Source organism: Acidovorax cavernicola (assembly GCF_003581445.1).
The window spans coordinates 1-1,075 of the sequence record NZ_QXMN01000253.1; the positions used below are offsets into that span (position 1 = coordinate 1).

A 1,075-nucleotide genomic window follows, 5' to 3' on the forward strand; every position below is an offset into this window, starting at 1 on the left:
AGTACCAGCAAGACGGTTTCAACGGTGTGCATCCGGGCATTGTCCTCAGCGGCAAACGCCGCAGACCGTTGAATGGAAATAAAAACCACGTTTGCCGCTAGGGCAAACCAGATTCACACTAGACACAGGGCAGGCCATGGGCATTCTGGACACTCGACTCAACTCCCGCTCGGCGGATTTTCTGGCCAATGCGGCCGCGATGCAGGGCGTGGTGCAGGACCTGCGCCACCAGATCGACAAGGTGTTTGCGGGCGGCGGCGAAGCCGCGCGCGCCAAGCACCTGGCGCGCGGCAAACTGCTGCCGCGCGACCGCGTGCAGCAGCTGCTCGACCCGGGAACGCCGTTTCTCGAGATCGCGCCGCTGGCCGCGCTCAACATGTACGGCAATGCCGCGCCGGGCGCGGGCCTGATCGCGGGCATAGGCCGGGTCAGCGGCATCGACTGCATGATCGTGTGCAACGACGCGACGGTGAAGGGCGGCACCTACTACCCGATCACGGTGAAGAAGCATCTGCGCGCCCAGGAAGTCGCGGCGCAGAACCGGCTGCCCTGCATCTACCTCGTCGACTCGGGCGGCGCCAACCTGCCCAATCAGGACGATGTGTTCCCCGATCGCGACCATTTCGGCCGCATCTTCTACAACCAGGCCAATCTCAGCGCCCAGGGCATCGCGCAGATCGCGGTGGTGATGGGCTCGTGCACGGCCGGCGGTGCCTATGTGCCCGCGATGAGCGACGAGTCCATCATCGTCAAGGACCAGGGCACGATCTTTCTGGGCGGCCCGCCGCTGGTCAAGGCGGCCACGGGCGAAGTCGTCAGCGCCGAAGACCTGGGCGGCGGCGACGTGCACACCCGGCTGTCGGGCGTTGCCGACCATCTCGCGCAGAACGACCTGCACGCGCTGGCGCTGGCGCGCACCGCGGTCTCGCACCTGAACCGCAGCAAGCAGGCCGACGCCGCCGACGCAGCGCCCGTGGCACCGCGCTTTCCGGCCGAGGAACTCTACGGCGTGATTCCCGTCGACACGCGCAAGCCGTTCGACGTGCGCGAAATCATCGCCCGCATCGTCGACGAC

The 1,075-nt window shown here is 66.7% G+C and carries 1 protein-coding gene; it reads left to right on the forward strand.

Features of this window, described 5'->3' with window-relative positions:
* Nucleotides 1-136: 136 nt before the first annotated feature.
* On the forward strand, nucleotides 137-1,075 hold a 939-nt coding region (locus D3H34_RS32950), incomplete at its 3' end, for a carboxyl transferase domain-containing protein (RefSeq protein ID WP_286186574.1).